A 24,476-nucleotide genomic window follows, 5' to 3' on the forward strand; every position below is an offset into this window, starting at 1 on the left:
ACTTGTACGTATCCAAGACGGGACATCTAGTTCGACTAGGCCCGCACGGTGCGTATTCGTCGACAGACTTGATTTCCTTGAACAAAAACTCCCGGAATCCTGGAGTTTTTGCACGGGTGCGAAGCATGATTCATGCTGGCCCGTACCGGACTTCCTCCTGGATCGGCGAACCACAGCGTCGAAAACGACGTGCGAATTCAGAGAGAAAGTTTGAGCATTGACCTCTACTTTTAGCGCCCTTGGCGTGCCCGCGAACCTGGTTGACGTACTGACCGAGCGCGGCATCGAAACCCCGTTCCCGATCCAGGAAGCAACCCTTCCTTCCACCCTTGCCGGTGGCGACGTGTTGGGTCGCGGCCAGACCGGTTCGGGCAAGACCCTGGCCTTTTCCTTGCCCCTGGTGGCTCGCCTGGCTGCCCGCCCGCAGCGCCGCAAGGCTCGTTTCCCGCGCGCCCTGATCATGGCGCCGACTCGTGAGCTGGCCACCCAGATTGCCAAGACCGTGGATCCGCTGGCCGCCGCCAGCGGCCTGCGCACCACCGTGATTTATGGCGGTGTGGCGCAGAGCCGTCAGGAAAAGGCGATGAACGAGGGTGTTGACATTGTTATTGCCTGCCCCGGCCGCCTTGACGACTTGATCAAGCAGAAGATCGTAGACCTCTCGCAGCTTGAAATTTCGGTGCTTGATGAAGCCGATCACATGGCCGACATGGGTTTCTTGCCGGTGGTGCGCCGGATCATGGACCGTATGCCGACCGGTATCCAGCACATGCTGTTCTCCGCTACCTTGGACAACGGCGTGGACAAGGTTGTTAAGCGTTACCTGAGCAACCCAACGATTCACTCGGTTGATGCGCCCAAGGCCGCGGTGAACACCATGGAGCACCATGTTTTTGTGATCCCCAACGATGACAAAAAAGACCTGATTCGTGTGCTCGCGCAGGGTACCTCGCGCCGCATCATGTTCATGCGCACCAAGCACCACGCCAAGAAGATGGCGGTAGTGCTCTCCAAGGCTGGTGTGCCGGCCGTCGACCTGCACGGCAACCTGTCCCAGAACGCCCGCGACCGCAACCTGGCGGCTTTTGCCTCCGGTGAGGCCAAGGTCTTGGTTGCTACCGACGTTGCCGCCCGAGGGGTGCACGTCGACGGTGTGGAACTGGTGGTTCACATTGATCCGCCGGCAGAACACAAGGCCTACACCCACCGTTCGGGGCGCACCGCGCGTGCCGGTTCCAACGGCACCGTGGTCACCATCTGCACTCCTGACCAGCAGGGCGATGTTGCGACTTTGCTGAAGCAGGCCGGGCTCAAGGTTCCTTTTGAAAAGGTCAGCCTGGAATCCCAGGTCGTCAAGGACGTTGTAGGCGACGTTGCCGAGTTGGTTCCATACGCCGCGCCGGTGAAGCAGCAGAGCAACCAGGCCAAACGTAAACCTGCCGGTGAATCAGCTGGCAATCGTGGCGGCCGTGGGCAGCGTGGCTCCCGCGGTCCACGTTCGGCGGGCGACGGCGCAGGCCAGGCTCGCAGCGAGTCGGGCCGCCGTAACGAGCGCGGACCGAAGTCTGCCGGGGGAGAACGTCCAGCACGCGCACCTCGGGCCGCCAACGCCGAGCGTCCGGCAAGTGCCGGCCGCGGTGCAGGTTCCGAACGCCCATCGGGTGCCGCCGGTCGCGGGACACGTCAGGGTGCGCGAGCCGCAGCCGGGTCAGCTGCCGGGGGCCGTTCACGCGGTCCGCGCCGTGCCTCCAGCCCTGCCACCCGCAGTCGCTAAGGATCAACTTCCAGCCAATACGATTGGCTGAGCATCTAAAAAATCCCCGCCCGGATACCGGGCGGGGATTTTTTGGCCTTGAGGTCAAACTCGCGGTGACCGTGTGGTGCGAGCGGTTAGTCCTGTGGCTTTTTGCGCCCGAAGCTAAAGTAGCTTAGCGGCCCGAGGAAGTTGATGAAACATAGCCCCACCCAGAGCCCCTTGCTTCCGTTGATCTGTTCGGGTTTGCGTCGGTAGATGTCGATCTGGGCCGCGGCAAACAGCAACACCTCAAGGGTCCCTGCAACGATTGCGGCGGTGCGTGCCACCGGGGAAAGCTGAGAGAACTTCTTTTTGCTTCGAGCCATCATTTAGCCTTTGATCTGTTGTTTTCAGGGCTTCAAACGGTGGACCGACGGAGCCAGAAAAAGTTTTGTGCTTACGGGAATTATTCTGCCACCCCACCCGTTGAATAAGACAGAGCGCAAAGTTGAGTCGACTTAACTCAAGTTAATTTGACAGTCGAAAGCGGCTGAGTAAACTTGAGTCCGAAGCGCTCAATGGAGGTGGAAGCCTCCAGCGTTAGACATTTTTTCACTAGGCAAAGGAGAGCCATTATGTCGCGTGCCGTAGGTATTGACCTTGGAACCACCAACTCTGTCGTATCCGTGCTCGAAGGTGGTGAGCCAACCGTTATCGCTAACGCGGAGGGCAACCGCACAACCCCGTCCATCGTTGCTTTCTCAAAGGGCGGCGAAGTCCTGGTTGGCGACATCGCCAAGCGCCAGGCAGTAAACAACATCGACCGCACCATTGCGTCGGTCAAGCGTCACATGGGTACCGACTGGACCGTGAACATTGACGACAAGAAGTACACCGCCCAGGAAATCTCGGCTCGTACCCTGATGAAGCTGAAGAACGACGCCGAGTCGTACCTGGGTGAGAAGGTCACCGACGCGGTGATCACCGTTCCTGCGTACTTCAACGACGCCGAGCGCCAGGCCACCAAGGAAGCCGGCGAAATCGCAGGCCTGAACGTGCTGCGCATCGTCAACGAGCCAACTGCCGCCGCTCTGGCCTACGGCCTGGAGAAGGGCAACGAAGACGAGCTCATCTTGGTCTTCGACCTCGGTGGCGGTACCTTCGACGTGTCCCTGCTGGAAGTTGGCAAGGACGACGACGGCTTCTCGACCATTCAGGTTCGCTCGACCGCAGGTGACAACCGCCTGGGCGGCGACGACTGGGATCAGCGTGTTGTCGACTGGCTGCTGGCTCAGGCCAAAGCCAAGGGTGCCGACCTGTCCAAGGACAAGATTGCCCTGCAGCGCCTGAAGGAAGCCGCTGAGCAGGCCAAGAAGGAACTGTCTTCGGCTACCAGCACCAACATCTCCCTGCAGTACCTCTCGGTCACCCCTGAGGGCCCGGTTCACCTGGACGAGCACCTTTCGCGTGCAAAGTTCCAGGACCTGACCGCAGACCTGCTGGAGCGCACCCGCAAGCCATTCAACGACGTCATTGCCGAAGCCGGCGTGAAGGTCTCGGAGATCGCTCACGTGATCCTCGTTGGCGGTTCGACCCGTATGCCAGCCGTTGCCGAACTGGTCAAGGACCTGGCCGGCAAGGAAGCCAACAAGGGTGTCAACCCTGATGAGGTTGTCGCCGTGGGCGCCGCCTTGCAGGCTGGCGTGCTGAAGGGCGAACGCAAGGACGTTCTGCTGATCGACGTCACCCCGCTGTCCCTGGGTATTGAAACCAAGGGTGGAGTGATGACCAAGCTGATCGAGCGCAACACCGCGATCCCAACCAAGCGTTCGGAGACCTTCACCACCGCTGAGGACAACCAGCCGTCGGTTTCCATCCAGGTTTTCCAGGGCGAGCGCGAGTTCACCCGTGACAACAAGGCCCTGGGCACCTTCGAGCTGACCGGTATCGCACCGGCTCCGCGTGGTATCCCGCAGGTTGAGGTCACCTTCGACATCGATGCAAACGGTATCGTGCACGTGTCCGCCAAGGACAAGGGCACCGGCACCGAGCAGTCGATGACCATCACCGGTGGTTCCTCGCTGTCCAAGGAAGACATCGAGCGTATGGTCCAGGAAGCCGAAGCTCACGCGGAAGAGGACAAGGCCCGCCGCGAGGCTGCCGAGACCCGCAACGCCGCCGAGCAGGCTGCCTACTCCATCGAGAAGCTGATCAAGGACAACGAGGATAAGCTTCCTGAAGAGGTCAAGACCGAGGTCCAGGGCGACGTTGACGCACTGAAGTCCGCGCTGGAGAAGCAGGACAACGACGACGAGGTCAAGGCCGCGTTTGAGAAGTTGCAGGCTTCGCAGACCAAGCTGGGCGAGGCGATCTACGCCAACACCCAGGCCGAGGGCGCAGCCGCCGGCGAGCAGGATGCACCAAACGCTGATGAAGACATCGTCGACGCCGAGGTCATCGACGAAGACGAAGCCGACAAGAAGTAGGGAGTTTAGGAACATGTCCGAGGCAAAGGACCAGAACGAAAACTTCGGCCAGGAGCCGGAGAACCAGCCAGAGGCAGCTGACCAGCAGCCAACTGCTGACGCTTTGGGTCAGGCCGAGGCGATCCTGAACGAGGCTGGCGAATCAGTCACCGGCGAGCAGGACGAGGTGAGCGAGGTCGTGACCGAGCTGCGCAACGACCTGCTCCGCCTGCAGGCCGAATACGTCAATTACCGCAAGCGGGTAGAACGCGACCGTGCAGTGGCGCGTGAAAACGCGGTGCAGGGAATGCTTTCGACCCTGTTGCCGGTGCTTGACGATATTGACGCGGCCCGCACCCACGGCGATCTGAACGAAGGCCCTTTCGCCTCGATTGCCACCAAGCTGGAGACGATCCTCTCGCAGCATGGCCTGGAGCGCATCAATGAGGCGGGGGTCGAATTCGACCCGAACGTCCATGAAGCGTTGCTGCGCCAGGCTGTGCCGGAAGTTCCAGCCGATCACGTGGGACAGGTGCTCCGTGCCGGCTACCGCAAGGGAACCAACGTCCTGCGCGCCGCCCAGGTGCTGGTCGCCACCGGTGAATAGCAACTAGCTAACCCAACTGAAACTGCCCACTGTCGAATTCTCGCCAGTGGGCAGTTTCGAATTCGCAAGGAAAGGATGAGGCCCTGATGGCAAGTCAGGACTGGATAGATAAAGATTTTTACGCAATCCTCGGTGTCTCCAAGGATGCCTCGGACGCGGATATCAAGAAGGCGTACCGAAAGTTGGCGCGCAAGTACCACCCTGACACCAATGCCGGTGATGCCACCGCGGAACAGAAGTTCAAGGACATCACCGAAGCCAACTCGGTCCTCTCCGACAAGGAAGAGCGCGAGCAATACGACGCGATCCGGGCCATGGGCTCCGGGGCCCGTTTTTCAGCCGGCGGTGCCGGTGGCGCTCCGGGCGGCGGAGCAGGATTTGAAGATATCTTCTCCAACCTCTTTGGAGGCTCCGGCGGGGCACGCCAGCGCGGCGGGCAACCGGACTTCTCCGACCTGTTCGGCGGTGGCGGTGGTTTTGGCGGCTTCGGCGGGCAGAGCGCCCCGCCACGCAAGGGGGCGGACCGGACCGCGAACACCTCGATCTCCTTCGCTGGCTCCATCAACGGAACCAAGATCGGCCTGCGTGAGCCGAACGGCGAGGTCATCGACGTGCGTATCCCGGCAGGCATCAAGGACGGCCAGTCGGTGCGTGTGCGCGGTCGCGGCCAGGCAGGTGCCGCCGGCAACGGGGATTTGATCGTCAAGGTCAAGGTTGCCGAGCACCCGTTCTTCAAACGCGAAGAGAACAACATCCGGGTACACGTCCCGGTGACCTTTGACGAGGCCGCCCTGGGCGCAAAAATCCACGTCCCAACCTTGGACGGGGAAGAGGTAACGGTCAAGGTTCCCGCAGGTTCGAACTCGGGACGCACCTTGCGACTGAAGGGCCGCGGAGTGAAAACCTCCAAGGCCACCGGCGACCTGCTGATCGTGCTGGATGTGGTCATTCCGCAGAATCTTTCGGATGCCGCGAAGAAGGCAGTTGAAGACTTCGCCGCCGCTACCGAGGGCGACGATCCGCGCGCAGATCTGGCCGCCAAGGCCAAGCTCTAAACGCGGCCCAGACGATCGCCGCATGCCTGCGCCACAGGGTTCAACACCCTGTGGCGCAGGCGATAGACTCACACTACAGCCAAGGCAGAAAGGTGGTTGAAGCACCGTGAACGGGGATTTCCTGCGACCTGTCTTCGTCATTTCCGTCGCCGCGCAGCTAGCCGACATGCACCCGCAAACACTGCGCCAGTACGACCGCATTGGACTGGTTTCGCCCAGCCGGCAGTCCGGCAAACAGCGTCGTTATTCCCAGCATGATGTGTCGTTGTTGCGCCAAGTCCAGTCGCTGAGCAAGGACGGGGTCTCGCTTGAAGGCATTAAACGGATCCTTGAGCTGCAAAACCAGGTTGCCAGCCTGAAAGATGAAGTCAACCAGCTGCGCACCGAACTGAACTACGTGCGCCAGGGCCAATCACGGATCTTCGCCGCCGGGACCGTCGCAGGCGACGTGGTTTCGCTGGCCCGCGGCATGCGCCCCTCGCGGCCCGAACCAACCGTAACGTTGTTCCCGGTACGTCGCGCCATTGGCCGCTGAAATCCCGGGATGAACCGCAGGATAGACAATGGCTGAATTTTGGAACACCCCGGAGAACCCGTTTCTCGAAGCACGCAGGTCCTGCCAGCAGGTATCGTGCTACCGCAGCCATGTTCACGATAGGTTTTCCGTGGGACTCATCGACGCCGGCTCAACGCAGTTCACCGGGGCGGCCGGGGCCACGGCCCAGCTGCTGCCGGGGGATGTGATCGTCATTCCGGCCGGACACGTGCACGCCTGCAACCCCGAGGCAGGAACCTGGGAATACCAGATGATTCACGCGGAGCACGTGTGGGCAACCGAGTTGCTGGGAGAAGACCGGTCGCCACTTTTTGAGAACGTGCGGATCATACGCGATGCGCAGCTTCATGATCGCATTTCTGCTTTTATCGCAGCGCTCTTCGACGGCCTGGATCTGGCGCAGTGCCAGCATCGGTTTCGAACAATCTTGCAAGAACTCCAGGATGCCCCACCGCACCAGGTGATCGGCTCTGAAGCCCAAGGCAACCACGAAGTGTGGATGCAAGAGGTTCTTGAAATCCTCAGTTCTGCAGAAGCCAACCCCGACTTAACCGAGCTCGCCGCGGTGGCGGGTGTGAGCAAATATCACCTGATCCGCTCGGTGAAGCGCCGCACCGGACTGGCGCCCATCGCATGGCGGCAAAACTCCCGGATCAACGCCGCGCGGCAGTTACTGCGTAGCGGCGCATCGGTGGCTGATACCGCGGCAACCCTTGGCTACGCGGATCAAAGCCACTTCCACAGGGCTTTCCGAGCCCACGTGGCCGCGACGCCGGGAGCCTACGGAAAATAGGGCAATTTCGTTCAATACATCGACGCGGAATTCGCGCACGATGGGTCCATGAATGAAATAACCTTCGACCTCGAACAGGCTGCCGACACCTTACGCACCTGGGCACTGGATGAATCGCTCAAGGCTACGGTCAAGTCCAATCCACAGGTGCTGGCGGCAGCCAGGAGGATCGCCAGTCGCTATATCGCCGGGGAAGACCTAAGCTCGGCGCTCCAGCTGGTCGAATCGAATGCGCGGCGCGGTCATCTGGCAAGCATCGAATGTGTTGGCGAATCGGTGCGGAATCGTGAAGAAGCCAGGCAAGAAACCGAAAAATTTATCGAAATCGCCCGCAGCCTGAAACGCCTTGAGGTTGCCAGCACCATCAGCCTGGACCTGTCACACGTGGGACTGCTGGTCGACGACCGGTTTTGTTATGAGAACGCCGCCCGGATTGCCGAGGCGGCACGTGCCGCGGGGACGTACGTGATGGTTTCGGCCGAAGGATCGGCGCGAACCGACCAGGTGCTGACAATGTGGGAACGGGTCAAAACAGATTTTCCAGAAACAGGAATCACCCTGCAAGCCAGGCTGCATCGCTCCGCCGACGACCTGCTGCGAGTGATCACACGGGACGGACCGATCCGTTTGGTCAAAGGCGCCTTCCGCGAGGACCTCAAGGTTGCCGCACCACGCAACTCATCGCTGATGTACGAGAGATATGTGCAGATGGCCTCAGAACTCATCAATTCGGGTCATCGGACCAATCTGGCAACACACGATGCCTCGCTCATCTCCACGCTGCAAGAAACGTTCGGCGATCAGCTTCACGATCGCCGTATCGAATTTGAAATGCTCCAAGGGCTTGGCGCGGGGCTGTTGGATTCGCTGAACGCCTCGGGATATCGAACCCGCGAATACGTGGTTTATGGAAGTGAATGGTGGCTGTATTCGCTGAACCGGTTGGCAGAAGAACCGCAGCGGGTATTCACCGCGCTCGCAGACTTGGCGACCGAATCTGCTAGTTGATGCGTCCGTGCCGGCGCAGCCGCGACTCCAACTGGGTGCGCACCGCAGGCCACTCGTGGGGCAGGATCGAGAAGACCACCGTATCGCGCAGGGTTCCGGTGACCGGGTCGTACTTGTGGTTGCGCAACACACCGTCCTGCTTGGCTCCCAGCCGTGCAATGGCGGCTCGCGAGGCTTCGTTGTGCCAATGCGTGCAGAAAGCCACCGAATAGCATCCGAGGTCGTCGAATGCCCGTCGGAGCAGCAGGTGCTTCGCCGCTGGGTTGATGCCGGTGCCCTGCGCCGAAACCGCCAGGAACGTGGAGCCGATCTCCACCCGGCGGTGCGCCGCATCGATATTGAGGTACGTTGTGGCACCGACGGCGCGGCCGGTGGAGGTATCAATGATGGCGAAAGGGGCCATGGTTCCCGCCGCCTGCCAGGCCAACCGCTGGGCGATGTTGCTTTCCATCTGCTGCGCCGACGGGGTGGTGGCGAACCAAGCCTCGTGTAAGCTTCCGGCTGACACCACCTCGGCGAGATCCGGCGCATGGGACTGCGTGAGCTGTTCGAGCCTCACTCCGGCGTATTCCATGGTGGGGGCGGCAGCGTAGTGGCTGGCGGGGACCACAGGGTAATGGCTCATGCCCACCAGTCTAGGGTGGGCATGAGCCATTGCCGGAATTTACGACGGATCCCGCTTTAGCCGACGCGGGTGTAGGCCAGGTCGAAGACCAGACGGCCTGCCTTCAGTGCCTTGCCTTCAAAGCTGGTGAGGATACGGCGTTCAAAACGCGGTGCCCAGCCGCCAATCTCGTCCACGAAATCAGGTTCCTTTTCAAAACCTTCCATGCCTTCTTGGCGGACCTTGGTCAGGTTGCTTTCGTCTCCGGTGAGATTGCCCGGGAACTGATTCTCAAAATCGGGGTGGGCGGTGAGCACTTCGCGCATTTGTTCTGCGTAGTTCGACCAGTCGGTGGCCAGCCGCAGGGTGCCACCGGGTTTGAGGACCCGAGAAACCTTGTCCAGGAACGAGGCTTTGATCAGGCGGCGTTTGTGGTGGCGGGGCTTGTGCCACGGGTCGGAGAAGAAGATCCAGATTTCATCGGCGCTGTTCTCTTCGAGCATCACCTCCAACACCTCGGGGGCGTTGGCCTGCACCGCGCGGACGTTTTCGATTCCGAAGGATTCGACCTTGAGCATGAGCTGGGCCAGCCCGGGCCGGTAGACCTCCACGGCGAGGTAGTTTCGCTCGGGGTCAGCATTGGCGGCATTGGCAATGCATTCGCCAAGCCCGGTACCGATCTCCACGATCAGCGGAGCGACCCGGCCGAATGCCTGATCGGGGTCGAGGGTGAAGTCATCGGCCACGGAGGTGTCGGCGATCTTGCGCGGAGGCTCAATGACGTATTGGTCGGCATTGCGCTCCCAGGCGCTGGCTCGTCGGCCCTGCAGGCGATTGCCCCGACGGACAAAGGAGACCGGTTCGGCCCGGAAAAGTGCTGGGTCTTTGGGGGTCGTGGCCTCTGACTGAGGCTGTGCTTCGCTCGAATCGCTCATGATTATTAATCCTAGCCGAGCGCGCCATACCGAACCGTCCCGAAGACTAGGGGATTGGCCACGGTCTCAGGGGAAAATCCGGGCTGTCACCCATGGCGCCGAGCACCGGGATTGGGGAAGATGTGTTTATGACTGATCTTCTACGGGGAATCCTCAACATTATTTGGCTGCTGTTTGGCGGCCTATGGCTGGCCCTGGGATATGTCCTGGCCGGTATCATCTGCTGTGTGCTGATCGTGACGATCCCTTTTGGCATCGCCTCCTTCCGCATCGCCGGGTACGCGTTGTGGCCCTTCGGCCGGACGGTGGTGGACCGCGGCGCCGTCGGCGCCTTCTCCACCCTGGGCAACGTGATCTGGCTGATTTTCGCCGGAATCTGGATTGCCATTGGGCACGTTTTGACCGCTATCCCGATGTTCATCTCGATCATCGGTATTCCGCTGGGTATTGCGAACCTGAAAATGATCCCGGTATCCCTGATGCCGTTGGGCAAGGTCGTTGTTCCCTCCGACTATTACATCGGTTCCATGCGCCGCTAATTTTCGCGCCACCGCTCAAAGGCAGGGCCCGCCATTCGTGTTCGAATGGCGGGCCCTGCCTTGATTCTGCGTTTGTCTCAGCGCTGGTCGATGGTGTCAGCTCTTGAGATATTCGTCGTGTTGACGGTGCGCCTCAGCGATTTCTTCGCGGATCGTGTCGATGTCCTTGACCTTGTCGCGATATTTCTTGTCCATGGTTTTCACGTAGGCTTCTTCCTCCAGCAGGACCGAGTAGACTCGCTCGCGCTCGGCGGGATCAGCGGTGTACGACAGGTCGGTGTAGTTCTTCGCATGGCGTCGAACGTTGTTGACCGCGGTCAGCGCCTTGCCGGCCTTGCTGAAGAGCGAGGCAAAAACGGTGAATACCAGCACACCGATGATTACACTCAGGGACAGTCCGGTGGAAATCTCGATGACCGAAACATGCTCGCCACCGTTGATGAACGGCAGGTTGTTCTCGTGCAGGGCGTGCAGGATCAGCTTGACGCCGATGAATGCAAGGATTGCGGCGAGGCCGTAGGACAGGTAGATCAGTCGATCCAGCAGCCCGTCAAGCAGGAAGTACAGCTGGCGCAGGCCCATCAAGGAGAAGGCGGTCGCGGTGAAAACAATGAAGACGTTCTGCGTCAGACCAAAAATTGCGGGAATCGAGTCCAGCGCAAAGAGGATATCGGTACCGCCGATGGCCACCATCACCAGCAGCATCGGGGTCAAGACCTTTTTGCCGTCGATCTTGGTGAACAGCTTGTCGCCGTCGTACTTGTCGGTGGTGTGGAACAGCTTCTTGGCGAGTCGGATGATGAAGTTGTTGGCCTCATCCGATTCGTCGTCCTTCTTGAGCAGGTTGCCTGCGGTGAGCAGCAGGATCAGGCCGAAGATGTAGAAAACCCAGGCGAACTGGTTGATCAGCGCTGCGCCCACAAAGATGAAAGCGGTTCGTGCGATGAGCGAGAAGACGATGCCGAAGAGCAGGACCTTCTGCTGGTCTTCACGCGGCACCTTGAAGCTGGCGATGATGATCAGGAAGACAAAGAGATTGTCGACCGAAAGGGCCTTTTCCGTGATGTAGCCGGCGAAGTACTCGGCGCCCATGTCCACGCCGCCGAAAATGAAGACGATGATGCCGAAGACGACCGCGAGGCCAACATAGATGCTTGACCAGATTGCCGCTTCGCGCAGTGAAGGAACGTGCGCCTTGCGAATGTGGAAAAAATAGTCGAATGCCAAGAGGCCGAGGATCACAACGATCGTGATGCCCCAGATTAAAGGAGAAACTCCCATGGGGATTCCTGCTTTCGTAAGTTAGGTACAAGCCAGACAAGTAAGTCTCTTCACCAACCGAAAATGGCTGGCCGCAGAACCCGGCAAGACTTCTGAGTCTTACGTACTGACGGATCAAACGCTTGCGAATACTCCCTTACGTGAGATCAACTCTATCTTGTGTATTGCCCTCAGCGAAAGTCGGGGTAGCCATGGCGTGTTGGCCGGCAGGTGAGATTCGACGGAATTCTCGCGCGACAAGCTGGTTACGGCGGCTTGTTGTGTTGCGCCCGCGAACCGATGAGTCCCTCAGGGCAGGGCAGGGACCCGTGCTGGGGCTGCTTGATCAAATCCATCGCTTGCACACCGTTCGTGGTGCAACAAGACCCTGGTGAGTTGAGGTCTGCCATGGCTCCATTGTTAGTGGGGCAGATCACCGAACACAAGGGAAAACTTTTTCGAATTATCTGGGAGAAGTGGAATAACCACTCACATACTAGGGTTGAGTTAAGTACACTCAAGTTTAGAGGTTCACCTACAAACGAAAGGAAGCGCGTGGACACCAAACTCACTACCAAGAGCCAAGAGGCACTCTCGGCCGCAGGCATGAATGCATCGACCGCAGGAAATCCGCAGATTGAACCTGCACACCTGCTCAAGGCACTACTGGATCAGCGTGACTCGGTCGCGGTAGCACTGCTCAAGACGGCAGGGCTGGACGTCGACGCGCTTTCCGTGAAGGCCAGCGCGCTGATCAAGGCACTGCCTTCAAGCGCCGGATCGTCGGTGGCGCAGGCTCAGTTCTCCCGCCAACTGCTGCAGGTCGTCAGCGGTGCGCAGGAAACCGCGGCGGAAATGGGGGATACCTATGTCTCCACCGAGCACCTGCTGATTGCGCTGACCAGCGACCAGACCAAAACCGGTGAGGCGCTGCGGGAACAGGGTGCCGCCCGCGACCTGCTGGTAGGCACACTTCCTACTATCCGCGGCGATCGCAAGGTTGATAACCCGAACCCGGAAGCCACCTTCCAGTCACTGGAGAAGTTCGGCACCGACATGACCGAGCTGGCGCGTTCGGGCAAGCTGGATCCGGTGATCGGCCGCGACCGTGAAATCCGCCGTGTGGTTCAGGTGCTCTCGCGTCGCACCAAAAACAACCCGGTGCTGATCGGGGAGCCCGGCGTGGGTAAAACCGCGGTCGTTGAGGGCCTGGCCCAGCGGATGATCGCCGGCGACGTTCCAGAATCCCTGCGCGGCAAGACCCTGATCTCACTTGATCTGGGGGCCATGGTCGCCGGTGCGAAGTACCGTGGCGAATTCGAGGAACGGCTCAAAGCCGTCCTGGAAGAAATCAAGTCCTCCAACGGGCAAATCGTCACGTTCATCGACGAGATCCACACCGTGGTCGGCGCCGGCGCTTCGGAAGGCGCCATGGATGCCGGCAACATGCTCAAGCCGATGCTTGCCCGCGGTGAGCTGCGCCTGATCGGCGCCACCACCCTGGATGAGTACCGCGAGAACATCGAAAAGGATCCGGCGTTGGAGCGGCGTTTCGCCCAGGTCTACGTGGGTGAGCCGAGCGTGGACGACACGATCGCGATCCTGCGCGGCCTGAAGGAACGTTACGAGGCGCACCACAAGGTCTCGATTGCCGACTCCGCATTGGTTTCCGCCGCTGCGCTGTCCAACCGCTACATCACGGGCCGGCAGTTGCCGGACAAGGCAATCGACCTGGTGGACGAGGCCGCTAGCCGGCTGCGCATGGAGATCGACTCCGCTCCGGAGGAGATTGATGAATTGCGCCGCGAAGTGGACCGGCTGACCATGGAAGAGTTGGCCCTGTCGGATGAGACGGATCCGGCATCGGTTGAACGCCTGGAAGCACTGCGCAAGGACATGGCAGACAAGAAAGAAAAACTTGATGCCTTGAACGCGCAGTGGGAAGCGGAGAAAGCTGGACTGAACCGGGTCGGCGACCTGAAGGTCAAGCTGGACGAGCTGCGCTCTGAAGCGGAGAAGTACCAGCGCGAAGGCGACCTGGAGAAGGCCTCGCGCCTGCTCTACGGCGAGATCCCAACCTTGCAACTGGAGCTGGATGCGGCCGCCGCCGCTGAAGAGCACGGAAACAAGGAACACACCATGGTGGCCGACGAGGTTACCGCGGATGACATCGCTGAGGTGATCTCCGCGTGGACCGGCATCCCCGCTGGGCGCATGCTTCAGGGCGAAAGCCAGAAGCTGCTTCAGATGGAGCAGATCATTGGGCAGCGGCTGATGGGCCAGAAACAGGCCATCGCCGCGGTCTCGGATGCTGTACGCCGGACCCGAGCCGGTATTGCAGACCCGAACCGCCCTACCGGTTCCTTCCTGTTCCTCGGCCCCACCGGTGTGGGTAAAACGGAGCTTGCCAAGTCCCTGGCCGACTTCCTGTTCGACGATCCGCGCGCCATGGTGCGGATCGACATGTCCGAGTACTCGGAGAAGCACGCGGTCTCGCGACTGGTAGGTGCGCCTCCGGGATACGTAGGTTATGAGGAGGGCGGTCAGCTCACCGAGGCGGTGCGTCGTCGCCCCTACTCGGTGATCCTGCTCGACGAGGTCGAGAAGGCCCACCCAGAGGTCTTCGACATCCTGCTGCAGGTGCTGGATGACGGACGGTTGACCGATGGGCAAGGACGCACCGTGGACTTCAGGAACACCATTCTGATCCTGACCTCCAACCTCGGATCGCAGTTCTTGGTGGACCAGACGCTGGATGCCCAGACCAAAAAGAGTGCAGTGATGAACGTGGTCAACTCCTCGTTCAAACCTGAGTTCTTGAACCGCCTGGACGAGGTGATCATGTTTGATCCGCTGAGCATCGACGAATTGGGCAATATCGTCAAACTGCAGATCGAGCAGCTCTCCGAGCGTCTGTCCGAACGCCGCCTGACTCTCGACGTGGATCCGGCTGCCAGCGAATGGCTCGCTTTGACCGGGTACGACCCGGCCTTCGGTGCCCGTCCGCTGCGTCGCTTGGTGCAACGAGAAATCGGCGACCGGCTGGCCAAGGAAATCTTGGCTGGTGAAGTCCAAGACGGTGACACGGTTGTGGTCACGCTGGATGAGGATAACGACCGGCTCTCGGTAGGACGTTTGGGTTCCTCAACGAACTAGCGGGTGAAGCGAAAAATGTGGTGTGAAGGCCTTTGGCCCTCACACCACATTTTTGTTCGCCGGAATCTTAGACCCGGAGATGGAAGTGCTACGCGTTGTTCTCTTCGCTCGAAGCCGTGGCTTCTTCGGTGGGTTTCGCGGAGGGTGTGCTTGCGGCGTCGTCCGTGGCCGGCAAGAGCGAGCTGCGGACATTTCCTTCGGTCAGGCTCAGGAAGCAGGAGACCAACCGGTCGCCCTTATCCCAGGTGGCCTTCGAGGGGCGCGAGAAGTGGTAGGTCCAGGTCGAATCGATCCCCGCACTGGGATCCAAGGAAATCGACTTGCACAGATCTTCAGACTGGGTCAGGAGTTCATCGGTGCCCGGGTATTCCGATTCAGCGTCGCCCTCGAGCTCGAAGGTGCCGATCAACTGGGCATTATGAGATGAATCACAGGTAACAATGGTCTGCGGATCCAGCGGAGTGGCGAAACCGCGCAAGCAGTCTCCCAGCAGGAGCTGCTCCGGGGGCATGTTTTCGGCGATGACACCGTCCAGGCCAGGCGCCTCGTTGCGCTGCACGTTGTTCGCCTGTGGCGAAGTCGGAGGATCAATGATTCTGAGCACCACAAAAACCACGGCGGCCGCCAGTGCGATGACCGCTGCAATCAGCAGGAACCATTGCCCAAACTGACGCTTGGGCTTCTCTGGTTCCGGGCGCAATGGCGGTAATGCCGCCTGTGGCTCCGGGAGATTCTTATCCGCCACCTCGTGAGCTCCTTCGTCAGTGGACCGGGTGAGATCAACACCTACTCATAAAATAGTTGTTGGACTAATCGACAGTCTAGCGGGTCTGACCGGTGTTGCGTTCAGCGCTCGCCGTGGAATCGTGTTAACCTTTAATTACGAAAGAACTGATCACATATTCGGGGGCCTCCATCTACTAGGTGGACCACCTCCCGACTCTACTGAAAAGAGGGGGTCACGCCATGGGGCGCGGCCGTCAAAAGGCTAAAGCACAGCGTCAAGCGCGAGATATCAAGTACTACTCGCCTTCGACGGACCTTTCGGCACTCCAACGCGAGTTGGGTGTGCCCTCCGAAAGTCATGCTCGGGAACCTGAGCGTAATGATTCATCGTATGACGACGATTATTCTGATTACGACGAGTTGACTAAGAAGTATTCGGGAGAGGACGACGACGACTGACGTTGTCGACGTTTACCGGGATGCGTTTAGCTCGGGGTGCCACACCTGTGCAGTAAGTGGTACAGCTCTTTAATACATTTTTACGATAAGCCGCAGCGAATGAGCTAGATTAGCCTCACAGTCGCTGCGGCCTTTGTCGTACCCTGAACCTCGAAAGGTGGAAGATGAGCACGCCCGAGGAACTTTCAATTCAGATGGCGCATCACGCGGCGATCCGTTCCATGCAACGTATAGTCGAACAGCAAGCCGATGCATCCAATGAGGCTGAGGCCAGAGCCGGTGTGCAGGGCATGCTCGATGCGGGCAAGGTATTGGTGGTCACTGGCGCTGGTGTATCGACAGACTCCGGCATCCCGGACTACCGGGGTCCCAACGGTTCCCTGCAGCGTCACCGCCCCATGACCTTCCAGGAATTCCGGTATCGGCCGGAGGCTCGCCAGCGCTATTGGGCGCGCGGGTACGTCGGGTGGAGGCACATGGGCAGCGCCGAACCCAATGACATCCACCGCCGGTTGGTGCGCTGGGAGCAAGAAGGCCGGATTAACGGAATTATCACCCAGAACGTTGACGGGCTGCACCAGCAAGCCGGCTCCAAGCGTGTCATTCCGGTCCACGGGGACTTGTCGATTGTGCGTTGCCTGGATTGCGGCCACGCTGAGGACCGCAGGCACTTCGATAACCGGCTGCAAGCCGCCAATGTGGGGTACCTTGAGGCCGTGGAAATCGACCCCGAAGCGGTCAACCCCGACGGGGACGTGGAACTGCCGCAGTACCTGGTGGACCAATTCCACATGGTCACCTGCGAAAACTGCGGCTCCTTGGTGCTCAAGCCGGATGTGGTGTACTTCGGGGAAAGTGTGCCGGCCTCGCGTAAAGCCGCCATGGCGCAGCTGCAGAATGAATCAACCTCGCTGCTGGTGCTCGGGTCCTCGCTGGCGGTGATGAGCGGCTATCGGATCCTGCTGGACTTCGTGAAGTTGGGCTTGCCGGTCGCGCTGATCACCAACGGGCACGTCCGCGGGGAGCAGAAGGCCACTTGGCGCTGGCGTGTGCCGCTGGAGCATGCACTGGAGCAGTTGAGTTGATCAAAAAATTTGGTCACGGCGGTTAAAGATCGCGATCTGTCTACTCTGTGGACAGCTTCTAATGACCGACCCTGTCAGTTGAACGGTTTTCTGCATAAATGCACGGAGGGTGTGCCTGCAGATTTTTGCTGACAGTTGTGCGCTGCTCATAATCTCTGTTGATCGACAAGACGAAAGCGGGCCGCGGCTTACGGATGCGAGAAAGGGAAGAACTAGGCGTAGCTCGGTGCGATCTCAAGTGTCTGCGCCGAGAGTATCTCCCAATCATTCCGGGAGAAAACTCTTGGGCAGGCCCGATAACAAATGTTATCTTCGTAGGGAATGAATGTTTGCTTCGAGGCCCCGGAGGTGTCATGAGCCAGCTAGCCGAACGTCCGCCTCATGATGAAATACGTGCGCAGCTGCTGAGGGCGCGGCAGCGTGTAGAGGTCGATGTGCTGGACTATAAACGCACGTTGAAGGCTGCTGCTGAAGTCATGAGCCAACGTGAAATGGCGGCGCTGCAGGGTATGTCTCAGCCGGCCGTGGCGAAGGCTCTCCAGCGTGCCCAGGCTGTACCGGCAGTTGTTGGTGAGTTCAATTCTGCAAGTCCCTATGAAGTATGCCAGCGGTACGCGGCCGGGTTTATCGACCGTGCCGAAGTGGTGCGTCAGTTGGTTGCATGGCCGTATAAGCCGACCCCCTGGGCGAACGAGTACGGCGAGTACGAAGAGAGCCTGGACGGAACTTGGGAAGAAGTATCTGATGCTGCTCGTTATGGGTTGATTGACTATGCGATCTACGATGAAGTTTTGAAGAAGACAGCCGAGTAGACGGCGACCAACCGAAGGGGCGAATCGTTGGCTAACGACGAATCAATTGAATGACATGACGTTGCTCTGCACGAGGTGCTGACTGATCCGAATATTATCCGGCGAGGGCCGTATACCTCGATCACCTGAGACTGACCTAGTGAAGCATGACTGCGACTTTATTCGCCGTCGTGTCGCGAAAGACCGGCGATCTTTCCCGAAAGCGAATGAGGCCCCGGATAGAGAACCAGAAATTCATAACCGGGGAGCGGAATGCGCAACTCGGATTGGTACTAGCGGCACATTTTCCTAGCACCACCGACAAGTGCGAAAACTTTCGCTGGCGGAGTCTTCCCCGGAAAGATCCCGTCGAATCGCGTTGCGATGCGAAGCGCCCTTGAGTGGATACCGCCATGCACTTCGTCGCGCGTACGAAATGCGCAGAGAGCATGCTCGATGATCTGACTCGGTGTTGCCGCCGTGGCGCAGGATCTGCGACAACGTTCCACCCGAACATCGAGAAAAACAAAAAAATCCCCGGGTCATCAGCCGTAACGGCCGATTCCCCGGGGACTTTTAGGAAAAACCTACTTAGAGTAGTTCCCGGTCAGCAGCACCGCGCCGCCGTCTACACCCTTAGCGCCCTGGACAAAGTCCAGGCCAGCCGAGGAAGCTGATGGGTCCAGTACGTCGACCTCGCCCATGACCCAGGCGCCCATGCCGGCAGCGTTCAGCAGCTCTACCGCGCGGTCTGCGACTGCCGGGTCCACCACGGCAACCATTCCCACACCCAGATTCAAGGTGCGCTCCAGATCGGCCTGCGGCACGTTGCCCAGCTGAGCGATGGTGGAGAAGACTGCCGGCAGCGACCAGGTCGAGCGGTTCACGCGGGCCATCAGGCCCTGAGGCAGCACACGGGCCAGGTTGGCAGCCAAGCCGCCGCCGGTGACGTGGCTGAAGCCGTGCACCCCGAAGTTCTCGCCGTCGTTCAGGCTATCTACCAGGTCCAGGCAGGCGCTGGTGTAGATGCGGGTCGGTACCAGCAGCTCTTCACCCAGGGTCTTGCCGAACTCTGCAACCTCGCGGTCCAGCTCCCACTTGGCGTGGGCGATGACCCGACGCACCAGCGAGTAGCCGTTGGAGTGGATGCCGGAGGAAGCCATGCCGATGACCACGTCGCCTGCCTGCACCCGTTCAGGGCCGAGCAGCTGGTCGGCTTCGATGACGCCGGTGGCGGCGCCCGCCACGTCGTACTCGTCCTCGGCCAGCAGGCCTGGGTGCTCGGCGGTCTCGCCGCCCACCAGTGCGGTGCCGGCCAGCTTGCAGCCCTCGGCGATGCCGCGCACGATGTCCGCGATACGCTCCGGAACGACCTTGCCGGTGGCGATGTAGTCGGTCATGAACAGCGGCTTGGCGCCAACCACAACAATGTCGTCAACCACCATGCCGACCAGGTCCTGGCCGATGGTGTCATGGATATCCAGCTTCTGCGCAATGGCCACCTTGGTTCCCACACCGTCGGTGCTGGTCGCCAGGTACGGCTTTTTGTATCCGGTCAGGAAAGACACATCGAACAGGCCGGCGAAACCGCCGACCCCTCCGACAACGCCGGAGGTGTGGGTGGCCTTGATGGCACCCTTCATCAGCTCAACTGCGCGGTCACCTGCTTCGACGTCGACGCCGGCGCCGGCGTAGGTGATGGAGGTAGGCTGCTCTTGCGTGCCGCTCATGGCAGAGGGTTCCTTTTCTGTCGTGAACACCGGGCTGTGCACCGGTGCGCTTGCAACGAGGTGGTTAAGTGAATTCGCGAACGTGGGCTAGAGGGTTGCTTCGAGCTCGGCATCCGGGCCAGGCTCGCAACCGGCCTGATTTGCCGCTTCCAGCAGATTTTTGCCACGGCGTTCGGCCGAAGGCAACTCGATGGGGTAGTCGCCGGTGAAACAAGCGGTGCACAGGCGCTCACGCGGCTGGCGGGTTGCCTCGATCATGCCGTCTTCGGAGATGTAGGCCAGCGAGTCGGCGCCGATGGAGGTAGCGATCTCGTCAACGGCCGCGCCGTTGGCGATCAGTTCCGCACGGGTGGCGAAGTCGATGCCGTAGAAGCAAGGCCACTTCACCGGAGGGGAAGAGATCTTCACATGGACCTCGGCCGCACCGGCTTCACGCAGCATACGCACCACAGCGCGCTGGGTATTTCCGCGGACAATGGAGTCATCGACTACCACGACGCGCTTGCCGCGCAATACGGTTTCCAGGGCGTTGAGCTTGAGCTTGATTCCCAGCTGGCGCAGGGTCTGCGAAGGCTGGATGAAGGTACGGCCAACATAGGCGTTTTTGACAAAACCGTGGGCGAACGGAATGCCGGATGCGTCGGCGTAGCCAATGGCCGCCGGGGTTCCGGATTCCGGAACCGGGATCACGATATCTGCATCGGCCGAGTTTTCGCGGGCCAGCTGGCGGCCCATTTCCACACGGGATTCGTAGACGGAGCGACCGGAAATGGTGGCATCCGGACGGGCCAGGTAAACGTATTCGAACACGCAACCCTTGGGAGTCGCCTCGGCAAAGCGGGTTGAACGCACACCATTCTCATCGATGGCGATCATTTCGCCCGGCTCGATTTCACGGATGAACGAAGCACCCACGGTGGCCAGAGCTGGCTGCTCGGAGGCAACAACCCAGCCGCGGTCCAAGCGGCCAAGCACCAACGGGCGAATGCCGTGGGGGTCGCGAGCCGCGTAGAGGGTGTCTTCGTCCATGAAGACGAAGCAGAACGCGCCTTCGATCTTAGGCAACAAGCCAAGGGCGGTGTCTTCCAGGCTCTGGCCCTCGGTGCCGGCCATCAGGGCGGTGACCAGCGCGGTGTCGGTGGTGTTGCCCTGGGCGAGTTCGCCACGGACCTTGCCGCCATCGGCCTGCTGTTTCAGGCGAACCATTTCGGCAAGATCAGCGGAGTTGGTCAGGTTGCCGTTGTGGGCAAGGGCCACGGTGCCGGTGGTGGTTGGGCCCAGGGTTGGCTGGGCGTTGGCCCAGTGGCTGGCGCCGGTGGTGGAATAGCGGCAGTGGCCAATTGCCAGCTGACCGGTCATGGAGTTCAGGGTGTTTTCGTCGAAAACCTGGGAGACAAGTCCCATGTCTTTGTACACGTTGATGCGTGCGCCATCAGAGGTTGCGATACCAGCAGATTCCTGGCCTCGGTGCTGCAGTGCATAAAGACCGTAGTAGGTCAGTTTTGCGACTTCTTCACCCGGAGCCCAAACGCCAAAGACGCCGCATTCATCCTGCGGCCCCTTCTCGCCTGGAAGTAGGTCGTGATTTAGAGATCCATCGCCACGCGCCATGTAATTATTCTCTCATGTTTCTCAGAGGTCGACACCGACCAAATATGTGGTGGGTGGCGGCCAGGTGCGCGGCCGCCTGCCTTCCTGGGAAGGGGAAGTGCTGCCTAGCCTGCTCGTCCGCTGGAGTCGGTATCCTCGGCCAGAGGTACCGCCAGATGCTTGATGGACTTGCGGATGGTTATTCGATCGAGGATCACGTAAACCACCGCACCAATACCCACACCCAAGCCGCCGCAGAACATGGCAAAGAACCCGGAGGCCGATGCTCGTGAATATTCCTCGGACGGCTCACCCATCAGACCGATAACCAGACCAACCAATGCGCCTACAACAAGGAACGTCAGGACAAAAGGCCAGAACTTCGGTGATGCATGAACCTGGACTTCAATTGGCTGATCAGCAGGCGACGGGGTAGCGGGGTGTTGCTCCATACCTTTAAGGGTACTCAATTAGCGGCAGATGTGCCGACAAGTCTGCCCTAAGTCCGGAGGCGTGCAATTGCCCACTTTGCAGGGCCTTGGCCCAATTGAGTTTCCCTGTCGCTAGGGAAAGCCAGAGTTCAGCTGGCATTTCGACCACATTGGGCGGGGTGCCGCGGGTATGCCGGGGGCCCGGTATGCACTGAGTCACACCAAAGGGCGGGACGCGGACCTCAACAGAGTTTCCCTCGGCACGCGAGGCAAGTTCTTCAAGGCTGAAACGTACCGCCATCGCCAGGGCGGGGCGGGATAACTTGGTTTCGGTCTGCACGGAATTAGCCCATTGCCTGAGTGCTGAACGTCCTTCAGCCTCATCGATGCGCCGCTTGATGGCCATACAGTGGGCCCCTTCATTAGATGACGGCTCGGCGTCATGAACCAGTTTTCCTAAAAATCGCTACCCGCCAACTCTAATCCAGCGGCTTGCGCCCCGGGTGTGCTGGCCGGTGGGGACAACTTGGATTCGAGCCAGCGGTGGTCCTCCGAATTCAGTGCACCTACGCTGGCGAGCAGGTTGAGCGCCAACACATCTGTGCCCCGAGAAGAGCCGTCGAGCATTTTGACCGCCACGCTATAGCCGTCTGGGCTGGCCATGGCCAATACGCCTTCGGCACCGAGCTTGGCCAGGATTCCGGTTCGTTCGATGGTCAGCGTGTTTGCCGAACCTTCGCCTCGGATGGCCCAGGGATGTTCGCGGATTGCCCGGACCACCTGGCGTGCGTGGGGGTCGTTGGAGAGTGCGAGTCGACGGAATCCCTGGGCAAGTGAGATCAACGACATCTGCGGGGCGGGGGCGCCGCACCCGTCAACGCCAATGAAACTCAGCGGCCCGCAGAATTCCTCCATGGCCTTCGAAGCGCTCAGCTGTACCGGATGCTCGGGGCATAGGTAGGTCGAGGTTGGAAGCCCGGAAGACTGTGCTGCATTCAAAAAGGCGGCATGTTTGCCGGAGCAGTTGAATGCAAGCCTGTTTCGACCGCGCCCTTCACGGTTCATGGCTTCGCGAGTCGCCGAATCACCTGGCCAGGCGGTGGGGCAGCGTAAATCGGCTTCGCTCAGTCCCGCTGATTCCAAGATCTGCAGGGCGAGCCCCTGATGCCTGAGACTGCCCAAGTGGCTGGCGCACGCCAGTGCGGTGCCTTCGTCGCTCAGCGTTGCCCCGGCGCGCAGCGAACCGATGGCTTGAAAAGGTTTGAGCGCGGAACGTGGGAAAACCAGTGCTTGGGGGTTTCCCAGCGAAAGGATGAGCTCTCCCGCCGGATCAATGACCAGTGCAATTCCGAAGTGGCGTGATTCGATCACGTTGTTTCGGGTGATCCGGATGAGTTCAGTGCAGTCAGAGATGTCGATGGGGTGCGGCATACCGACTAGCTTAGTCCGCTGTTTATCGGATCCGGCATCGGTGTTGTGGTGGTTGCACGAGCAGTCTCAAGCAACCTGCTGCCGATGCACTATCGATTCCGGCATGAGGGTGAATCACGTGGCTTCCGTGGTTAAAGCTGGGTGAAGCCAAAGCCACAAACGCGCAATTTTTCGGTTATTTGTGACGATCACTTCCATCTGCTGGATAATCCAGATAGTCTCAGCGGGACTGTTCAAAACCGGACACTTTACGTCCGTGACACAGAGGGACATGCATGAAACTTGGGAAAGCCGTGCGCGCGGGCGCAGGACTCGGCGTACTTGTACTGGCAATCAGTTCCGGCACCTCAGCCGCATTAGCGGCAGGCCAGAGCGTCACCGACCTCACCGATCCAGGCAAACTCACCGTCGAGCAGCTGGCGCAGGCATTGGTTGGCGACGAAACCACGCTGAGCAACGTTGAATATACCGGCGCCAAGGAGTCCTCTGGCCTGGCCCAGGGGTTTACCGATGTTTTCGGCATTGACTCCGGCGTAGCGCTAACCACCGGGGCGCTGGGCGGAGACTACGGAATCCTCAAGGGTCCTAATAGCCATGGCTCGCAAAGTGAATCCTTTGGCGCCCCGGGTGACAACGATCTGGACAAAATTGTCGACCCGCTCTCAACCAACGATGCTTCGGTGCTTGAATTCGATTTTGTTCCCAGTTCGGACACCATCACCTTCTCCTATGTGTTTGGTTCCGAGGAATATCAGGAATTCGTTGACAGTTCGTACAACGATGTTTTCGCCTTTTACGTCAACGGCACCAACTTTGCGACGGTGGACACCGCCGACGGCAAAGTCCCGGTGACGATCAATACGATCAACCACAAGCTCAACTCCGAGTACTACCGGGACAACTATGAGGATCCGAGCTCATACAACACCGAGCTGGATGGCTTCACGACGCTGCTGACCTTCGAAGCGCCTGTCACGGCCGGCAAATCCAATCACCTGAAGCTGGCCATCGCGGACACCTCGGACGACGCCTACGATTCGGCTGTGCTCATTGCTGCCGGCAGCTTCAAATCCAATAATCCTCCGGTGGCCCAGGACCTGACGAAGACCACCGAATTCCAGACCCCGGTAGATGTGACCTTGGAAGGAAGCGACCCGGACCAGGACGAACTGAGCTATGAAATCCTTGAAGAGCCGTCGGCAGAGCAGGGAACGCTCTCCGCGTTGGAGGGGAACCAACTGAGCTTCACCCCTGCGGAGGGATTCACCGGGGATGCAACCTTTACCTATCGAGTCAGTGACGGTTCAGCGTTCTCCGAACCCGCTACGGTGACCATTACCGTGCTGGCTGAAGGCGAAGTGGTGATCACCCCGACCCCAACGGCTTCACCAACACCGACGGCTTCACCAACACCGACGGCTTCGCCAACACCGACGGCTTCGCCAACACCGACGGCTTCGCCAACACCGACGGCTTCGCCAACACCGACGGCTTCGCCAACACCGACGGCTTCGCCAACA

The 24,476-nt window shown here is 60.0% G+C and carries 23 protein-coding genes; 13 read left to right on the forward strand and 10 right to left on the reverse strand.

Translation table 11 applies throughout. From position 1 onward, the window contains the following. Window positions 1–217 precede the first annotated feature (217 nt). Window positions 218–1,774: a DEAD/DEAH box helicase gene (locus tag ACIOWL_RS09460; RefSeq protein WP_400383984.1), complete on the forward strand. Its 1,557-nt coding sequence runs from the start codon at window positions 218–220 to the stop codon at window positions 1,772–1,774. A 116-nt stretch (window positions 1,775–1,890) separates the two neighbouring features. Here ACIOWL_RS09460 and ACIOWL_RS09465 read toward each other — a convergent pair whose 3' ends face one another. Further along, complete coding sequence (locus tag ACIOWL_RS09465) at window positions 1,891–2,121, reverse strand: PLDc N-terminal domain-containing protein (protein WP_400383987.1); 231 nt, start codon at window positions 2,119–2,121, stop codon at window positions 1,891–1,893. 249 nt (window positions 2,122–2,370) lie between these two features. Here ACIOWL_RS09465 and dnaK point away from each other — a divergent pair, with 249 nt between their 5' ends. From dnaK to ACIOWL_RS09495, 6 genes are all read left to right on the forward strand, one after another. Further along, a complete protein-coding gene (dnaK, locus tag ACIOWL_RS09470) occupies window positions 2,371–4,221 on the forward strand; it encodes a molecular chaperone DnaK (RefSeq protein WP_400383990.1) in 1,851 nt (616 codons plus the stop codon). Window positions 4,222–4,234: 13 nt separating this feature from the next. Continuing rightward, window positions 4,235–4,807: a nucleotide exchange factor GrpE gene (locus ACIOWL_RS09475; RefSeq protein ID WP_400383993.1), complete on the forward strand. Its 573-nt coding sequence runs from the start codon at window positions 4,235–4,237 to the stop codon at window positions 4,805–4,807. A gap of 86 nt (window positions 4,808–4,893) precedes the next feature. Continuing rightward, window positions 4,894–5,862 carry a DnaJ C-terminal domain-containing protein gene (locus tag ACIOWL_RS09480; RefSeq protein ID WP_400383996.1) on the forward strand — a complete coding sequence of 323 codons (969 nt, stop codon included), beginning with the start codon at window positions 4,894–4,896 and terminating at the stop codon, window positions 5,860–5,862. Between the two features lie 106 nt (window positions 5,863–5,968). Further along, window positions 5,969–6,397, forward strand: coding sequence for a heat shock protein transcriptional repressor HspR (locus tag ACIOWL_RS09485; protein WP_400383999.1), 429 nt, complete (start codon window positions 5,969–5,971; stop codon window positions 6,395–6,397). Window positions 6,398–6,425: 28 nt separating this feature from the next. Beyond that, window positions 6,426–7,211 carry an AraC family transcriptional regulator gene (locus ACIOWL_RS09490; RefSeq protein ID WP_400384002.1) on the forward strand — a complete coding sequence of 262 codons (786 nt, stop codon included), beginning with the start codon at window positions 6,426–6,428 and terminating at the stop codon, window positions 7,209–7,211. Window positions 7,212–7,259: 48 nt separating this feature from the next. Next, window positions 7,260–8,219, forward strand: a complete 960-nt coding sequence (locus tag ACIOWL_RS09495) for a proline dehydrogenase family protein (RefSeq protein WP_400384005.1) — start codon at window positions 7,260–7,262, stop codon at window positions 8,217–8,219. On the opposite strand, the gene ACIOWL_RS09500 is transcribed toward ACIOWL_RS09495, so the two are convergent. Continuing rightward, window positions 8,212–8,844 carry a GNAT family N-acetyltransferase gene (locus ACIOWL_RS09500; RefSeq protein WP_400384008.1) on the reverse strand — a complete coding sequence of 211 codons (633 nt, stop codon included), beginning with the start codon at window positions 8,842–8,844 and terminating at the stop codon, window positions 8,212–8,214. The two genes, ACIOWL_RS09495 and ACIOWL_RS09500, sit on opposite strands and share 8 nt — an antisense overlap. A 56-nt stretch (window positions 8,845–8,900) precedes the next feature. Continuing rightward, window positions 8,901–9,758, reverse strand: coding sequence for a tRNA (guanosine(46)-N7)-methyltransferase TrmB (gene trmB, locus ACIOWL_RS09505; RefSeq protein WP_400384011.1), 858 nt, complete (start codon window positions 9,756–9,758; stop codon window positions 8,901–8,903). Between the two features lie 128 nt (window positions 9,759–9,886). Between trmB and ACIOWL_RS09510 the strand changes: the two genes are divergently transcribed. Beyond that, window positions 9,887–10,297, forward strand: coding sequence for a YccF domain-containing protein (locus ACIOWL_RS09510; RefSeq protein ID WP_400384014.1), 411 nt, complete (start codon window positions 9,887–9,889; stop codon window positions 10,295–10,297). 96 nt (window positions 10,298–10,393) lie between these two features. Here ACIOWL_RS09510 and ACIOWL_RS09515 read toward each other — a convergent pair whose 3' ends face one another. Continuing rightward, window positions 10,394–11,578 carry a TerC family protein gene (locus ACIOWL_RS09515; protein WP_400384017.1) on the reverse strand — a complete coding sequence of 395 codons (1,185 nt, stop codon included), beginning with the start codon at window positions 11,576–11,578 and terminating at the stop codon, window positions 10,394–10,396. Window positions 11,579–12,112: 534 nt separating this feature from the next. Between ACIOWL_RS09515 and clpB the strand changes: the two genes are divergently transcribed. Then, on the forward strand, window positions 12,113–14,713 hold the full coding sequence (clpB, locus tag ACIOWL_RS09520) for an ATP-dependent chaperone ClpB (RefSeq protein WP_400384020.1): 2,601 nt from the start codon (window positions 12,113–12,115) through the stop codon (window positions 14,711–14,713). 88 nt (window positions 14,714–14,801) lie between these two features. Here clpB and ACIOWL_RS09525 read toward each other — a convergent pair whose 3' ends face one another. Further along, window positions 14,802–15,458: a septum formation family protein gene (locus ACIOWL_RS09525; RefSeq protein WP_400384023.1), complete on the reverse strand. Its 657-nt coding sequence runs from the start codon at window positions 15,456–15,458 to the stop codon at window positions 14,802–14,804. A gap of 221 nt (window positions 15,459–15,679) precedes the next feature. Here ACIOWL_RS09525 and ACIOWL_RS09530 point away from each other — a divergent pair, with 221 nt between their 5' ends. The 3 genes from ACIOWL_RS09530 to ACIOWL_RS09540 all read left to right on the forward strand — a co-directional run bounded on the left by ACIOWL_RS09530 (window position 15,680) and on the right by ACIOWL_RS09540 (window position 17,795). Continuing rightward, window positions 15,680–15,898, forward strand: a complete 219-nt coding sequence (locus ACIOWL_RS09530) for a DUF3073 family protein (RefSeq protein WP_400384025.1) — start codon at window positions 15,680–15,682, stop codon at window positions 15,896–15,898. Between the two features lie 164 nt (window positions 15,899–16,062). Then, window positions 16,063–16,983: a Sir2 family NAD-dependent protein deacetylase gene (locus tag ACIOWL_RS09535; protein ID WP_400384028.1), complete on the forward strand. Its 921-nt coding sequence runs from the start codon at window positions 16,063–16,065 to the stop codon at window positions 16,981–16,983. 353 nt (window positions 16,984–17,336) lie between these two features. Beyond that, window positions 17,337–17,795 (forward strand): hypothetical protein, encoded by a 459-nt coding sequence (locus ACIOWL_RS09540; RefSeq protein ID WP_400384031.1) that lies wholly within the window; start codon window positions 17,337–17,339, stop codon window positions 17,793–17,795. Window positions 17,796–18,361: 566 nt separating this feature from the next. Here ACIOWL_RS09540 and purM read toward each other — a convergent pair. The 5 genes from purM to ACIOWL_RS09565 all read right to left on the reverse strand — a co-directional run bounded on the left by purM (window position 18,362) and on the right by ACIOWL_RS09565 (window position 22,956). Beyond that, complete coding sequence (gene purM / locus ACIOWL_RS09545) at window positions 18,362–19,504, reverse strand: phosphoribosylformylglycinamidine cyclo-ligase (protein WP_400384034.1); 1,143 nt, start codon at window positions 19,502–19,504, stop codon at window positions 18,362–18,364. 87 nt (window positions 19,505–19,591) lie between these two features. Continuing rightward, a complete protein-coding gene (gene purF, locus ACIOWL_RS09550; protein ID WP_400384037.1) occupies window positions 19,592–21,115 on the reverse strand; it encodes an amidophosphoribosyltransferase in 1,524 nt (507 codons plus the stop codon). Between the two features lie 104 nt (window positions 21,116–21,219). Then, on the reverse strand, window positions 21,220–21,546 hold the full coding sequence (locus tag ACIOWL_RS09555) for a hypothetical protein (protein WP_400384040.1): 327 nt from the start codon (window positions 21,544–21,546) through the stop codon (window positions 21,220–21,222). Between the two features lie 4 nt (window positions 21,547–21,550). Then, a complete protein-coding gene (locus ACIOWL_RS09560; protein WP_400384043.1) occupies window positions 21,551–21,931 on the reverse strand; it encodes a sterol carrier family protein in 381 nt (126 codons plus the stop codon). A gap of 50 nt (window positions 21,932–21,981) precedes the next feature. Next, window positions 21,982–22,956, reverse strand: coding sequence for an asparaginase (locus ACIOWL_RS09565; protein ID WP_400384046.1), 975 nt, complete (start codon window positions 22,954–22,956; stop codon window positions 21,982–21,984). Between the two features lie 275 nt (window positions 22,957–23,231). On the opposite strand from ACIOWL_RS09565, the gene ACIOWL_RS09570 reads away from it, so the two are divergent. Continuing rightward, the coding region (locus tag ACIOWL_RS09570) for a choice-of-anchor L domain-containing protein (protein WP_400384049.1) at window positions 23,232–24,476 on the forward strand (1,245 nt) is incomplete at its 3' end.

The sequence above is a fragment of the Glutamicibacter sp. NPDC087344 genome (assembly GCF_044744225.1).
In the GTDB taxonomy this organism is placed as follows: Bacteria; Actinomycetota; Actinomycetes; order Actinomycetales; family Micrococcaceae; genus Glutamicibacter.

Bases quoted from the DNA above. Each gene is read 5' to 3' on its own strand.
- ACIOWL_RS09465 (WP_400383987.1), bottom strand. From the start codon at position 2,121: ATGGCTCGAAGCAAAAAGAAGTTCTCTCAGCTTTCCCCGGTGGCACGC.
- dnaK (WP_400383990.1), top strand. From the start codon at position 2,371: ATGTCGCGTGCCGTAGGTATTGACCTTGGAACCACCAACTCTGTCGTA.
- ACIOWL_RS09475 (WP_400383993.1), top strand. From the start codon at position 4,235: ATGTCCGAGGCAAAGGACCAGAACGAAAACTTCGGCCAGGAGCCGGAG.
- ACIOWL_RS09480 (WP_400383996.1), top strand. From the start codon at position 4,894: ATGGCAAGTCAGGACTGGATAGATAAAGATTTTTACGCAATCCTCGGT.
- ACIOWL_RS09490 (WP_400384002.1), top strand. From the start codon at position 6,426: ATGGCTGAATTTTGGAACACCCCGGAGAACCCGTTTCTCGAAGCACGC.
- ACIOWL_RS09495 (WP_400384005.1), top strand. From the start codon at position 7,260: ATGAATGAAATAACCTTCGACCTCGAACAGGCTGCCGACACCTTACGC.
- ACIOWL_RS09500 (WP_400384008.1), bottom strand. From the start codon at position 8,844: ATGAGCCATTACCCTGTGGTCCCCGCCAGCCACTACGCTGCCGCCCCC.
- trmB (WP_400384011.1), bottom strand. From the start codon at position 9,758: ATGAGCGATTCGAGCGAAGCACAGCCTCAGTCAGAGGCCACGACCCCC.
- ACIOWL_RS09510 (WP_400384014.1), top strand. From the start codon at position 9,887: ATGACTGATCTTCTACGGGGAATCCTCAACATTATTTGGCTGCTGTTT.
- ACIOWL_RS09515 (WP_400384017.1), bottom strand. From the start codon at position 11,578: ATGGGAGTTTCTCCTTTAATCTGGGGCATCACGATCGTTGTGATCCTC.
- ACIOWL_RS09530 (WP_400384025.1), top strand. From the start codon at position 15,680: ATGGGGCGCGGCCGTCAAAAGGCTAAAGCACAGCGTCAAGCGCGAGAT.
- ACIOWL_RS09535 (WP_400384028.1), top strand. From the start codon at position 16,063: ATGAGCACGCCCGAGGAACTTTCAATTCAGATGGCGCATCACGCGGCG.
- ACIOWL_RS09540 (WP_400384031.1), top strand. From the start codon at position 17,337: ATGAGCCAGCTAGCCGAACGTCCGCCTCATGATGAAATACGTGCGCAG.
- purM (WP_400384034.1), bottom strand. From the start codon at position 19,504: ATGAGCGGCACGCAAGAGCAGCCTACCTCCATCACCTACGCCGGCGCC.
- purF (WP_400384037.1), bottom strand. From the start codon at position 21,115: ATGGCGCGTGGCGATGGATCTCTAAATCACGACCTACTTCCAGGCGAG.
- ACIOWL_RS09555 (WP_400384040.1), bottom strand. From the start codon at position 21,546: ATGGAGCAACACCCCGCTACCCCGTCGCCTGCTGATCAGCCAATTGAA.
- ACIOWL_RS09560 (WP_400384043.1), bottom strand. From the start codon at position 21,931: ATGGCCATCAAGCGGCGCATCGATGAGGCTGAAGGACGTTCAGCACTC.
- ACIOWL_RS09565 (WP_400384046.1), bottom strand. From the start codon at position 22,956: ATGCCGCACCCCATCGACATCTCTGACTGCACTGAACTCATCCGGATC.